This is a genomic window from Mesonia algae (genome assembly GCF_003253545.1).
Taxonomy (GTDB): domain Bacteria; phylum Bacteroidota; class Bacteroidia; order Flavobacteriales; family Flavobacteriaceae; genus Mesonia; species Mesonia algae.
The window spans coordinates 1-2,744 of the sequence record NZ_QKYV01000026.1 but is presented as its reverse complement, the minus strand read 5'-3'; the positions used below and the strand labels follow the sequence as shown (position 1 = coordinate 2,744).

The following is a 2,744-nucleotide window of genomic DNA, read 5'->3' as shown; positions in this document are numbered from 1 at the left end:
CTAGTTATAGCTTACTTACGAAAGTCCTCGCGGACTTTCTATCTGTGATTTATTTGCTAACTTTAGTGCTTAAAAAACGCAACGAAATCATACACAAACACGTTGTGCGTCATTAAAGAAAAATCGTAACTATAAATGAAAATTGAGAAATATAACCAAAGAATATTAGCTGTTTTAGGAACAGTTGGAGTGATTTTTCTAATCGTAGCATTGATTGCGTTTATTTCTATTACTATTATGGAACATCGCAGATTTAATGATTACGAAGACACCGAAACAGGAGTTTTATCAGATGAAAAAATTGAGGAATTACAAAAAGAAAATAAAAGAGAGCAAGTTATTTCTTTCAGACAACCGAGATTAATTGACACTTTAAATTCGACTTATGTTATCCCTGTTTCTCATAAAACTTTGGATGAAAAAGAAGATATAAATGGACTTTTAAATGCTTATTCTGCCTCATCAGATTACGAGCCAAGTGATAACCGATATTCAAGTGGAGCATATGGAAATTACAATAATGTAATTGTTTATAAGCCAAAAACAGAAAACCACAAAAAACTATTCAACGAGAGAATTAATTTTAACCGAATACAGTCGGAATATTTTGATGACGACATATATTTACTAATGAATATTGCGAAAAATGACACTTATAAAGATGGAGTTATAAACCTTAAAGATTTTAAAAGTCTTTACATTTATTCTCTAAAGAGTGAGAAACTAAAAAATGTTGGGATTGACGGAATGGATGTTTATGATTATGAGTTTTTGAACGAAACAAAAGATTTGATTATTAGGTTTGGAATTGACAAAAATGACGATGGAACTTATAATGAATATAACGAGCCGACAATCATAAAAAAATATAATTTAGAAACTGGAATTTTAACGGATATTGTTGATGAAAAAATACGTTCGGAACTTCAGAAAACGCTTGAGGGAACTAAAAAATAACGAACGCACAACAACGTATATAGCTCATAGCTAATTAGTTAATCAAGCGAAGTTAAGGCATATTTGGAAAGTCGCCAAATTTTTAAATTTGACGACTTTCCTATAAAAAAGATAAATAGTAAAATTTAAAAATCTGGCTTGTGCTTAATCCGAAAATAATTCTCTAATTTGCACGCTACGAGCCATATACAAGACCGTTATGTGCAACCAGAGCCAACGATGAAAAAACCTACAATCGGAAAATGTAAACTATGCAAAGAAACGAAAGAATTGAATTTCGAGCATATTCCGCCTCGTTCAGCATATAATAAAGAAACTAGATATTATACGGTAAATCAATTAGATTATTTGAAAAATGCAAAAGAGTATGCATTCGAAGGTTTAAAGCCGAAATCAAAAAAACACCAAGGCGGACTTGGTAATTACAGTTTTTGTGAAAATTGCAATGGCTTTTTAGGTTCGAATTATGTTCGTACATATAAAAAATTTGCCCAAATAGCGATGCGTATTATATTATCGAATGACAAAAAAATTAAATCTTATGAATTTGATATTTCAGACATAAATCTTCTAAATTTTCTTAAACAAATTACAGCAATTTTTATTGCATCGAATAGTCTGTTGTTTACCGAAAGCTATCCTGAACTCATAGAATTTGTTAGAAATAAAAACCAGAATGAATTACCCAATAGATATAGGTTTTATATGTATTTAAATAATGAAGGACAAGCTAGAAACGGTCATATACATTTTACTAATCATTACGGAACAGTCTGTGAATTTGCTTTTCCACCATTTGGATTTGTATTAAGTTTTGATAATCCGAATCAACTAATGAAATTATCAGAAATAACCAATTTCAAGTATTATGATAAAATAAATATGGTAAATAAGCTACCGATTATTTTAAATAAATATCCAACTTATTATCCTATTCCATTAGACTTTAGAAGTGAAAATGAATTAAATGGCAGCACATAACACCGTGTATAATTCATTGCTAGTTATAGCCTACTTACGAATATTCCTGCGGAATATTCTATTCGGTTTTTATTTGCTAAATTAGTTGCTTAAACACGCAACTAATCATACACAAAACAGTTGGCAACAAGCTGAAAAAAATGACGTCTAAAAAATATAACACTTTAGGAAAAGGAACTGCGGTAACTTCGTTTATAATCGGAGCATTGATTTTCGGAATTTACTTTCTGACCTCAAACAGCGATTTGTTGCTTATCGGATACGGATTTATAGTTCTTGCAGGAATTGTAAATTTGATAATTTTAATAGCAATTTTAGCTAAATCAAATTCGGACTCAACCAATCGCAAAAGACTTTTAAAAACAAGCGGATTGATGCTGATTAATCTACCAATAATGTTCCTTTTCATTTGGTTCTCGCTGATTTTAATTGGGAATATGAGAATTACGTTCACAAACGGAACTAAAAACAAACTGACTGACATTAAAATAGTCGGTTGTGAAACAGAACACATCGCAGAACTTGAACCGAATGAAAGTAAAACTGTTTGGATTGGAATTACTGGAGATTGCTCAATAAACTTGGAATATTTAAAAAACGGAGAAATTAAAAAAGAAATGGTTGCTGGATATGTGACAAGCGGAATGGGTCAAAAAATGAAACACAAAATTGACGGAAAAGATAAAGACATATTATAAAAAAAGCCAGTTGCCAACAAAGTACTGTGGTAAAAAACAAGTAAAAACTCACTAATTTTTAGCCAACGTACTTCTGTAAGAATCATCATATACTAGTCCTGATTTTGC

General features: G+C 30.6%; 3 protein-coding genes. All 3 read left to right on the top strand.

All coding sequences use genetic code 11. The annotated features are described in order from the left end of the window. Window positions 1-135: 135 nt before the first annotated feature. The 3 genes from LX95_RS14430 to LX95_RS14420 all read left to right on the top strand — a co-directional run bounded on the left by LX95_RS14430 (window position 136) and on the right by LX95_RS14420 (window position 2,636). On the top strand, window positions 136-957 hold the full coding sequence (locus LX95_RS14430) for a hypothetical protein (protein ID WP_111542163.1): 822 nt from the start codon (window positions 136-138) through the stop codon (window positions 955-957). Window positions 958-1,176: 219 nt separating this feature from the next. Next, window positions 1,177-1,938 carry a hypothetical protein gene (locus LX95_RS14425; protein ID WP_111542162.1) on the top strand — a complete coding sequence of 254 codons (762 nt, stop codon included), beginning with the start codon at window positions 1,177-1,179 and terminating at the stop codon, window positions 1,936-1,938. 140 nt (window positions 1,939-2,078) lie between these two features. Beyond that, window positions 2,079-2,636, top strand: a complete 558-nt coding sequence (locus LX95_RS14420) for a hypothetical protein (protein WP_111542161.1) — start codon at window positions 2,079-2,081, stop codon at window positions 2,634-2,636. The last annotated feature ends 108 nt before the right edge of the window (window positions 2,637-2,744 follow it).

Excerpts from the sequence above, each read along its gene's own strand:
- LX95_RS14430 (WP_111542163.1), top strand. The coding sequence starts at position 136 with ATGAAAATTGAGAAATATAACCAAAGAATATTAGCTGTTTTAGGAACA.
- LX95_RS14425 (WP_111542162.1), top strand. The coding sequence starts at position 1,177 with ATGAAAAAACCTACAATCGGAAAATGTAAACTATGCAAAGAAACGAAA.
- LX95_RS14420 (WP_111542161.1), top strand. The coding sequence starts at position 2,079 with ATGACGTCTAAAAAATATAACACTTTAGGAAAAGGAACTGCGGTAACT.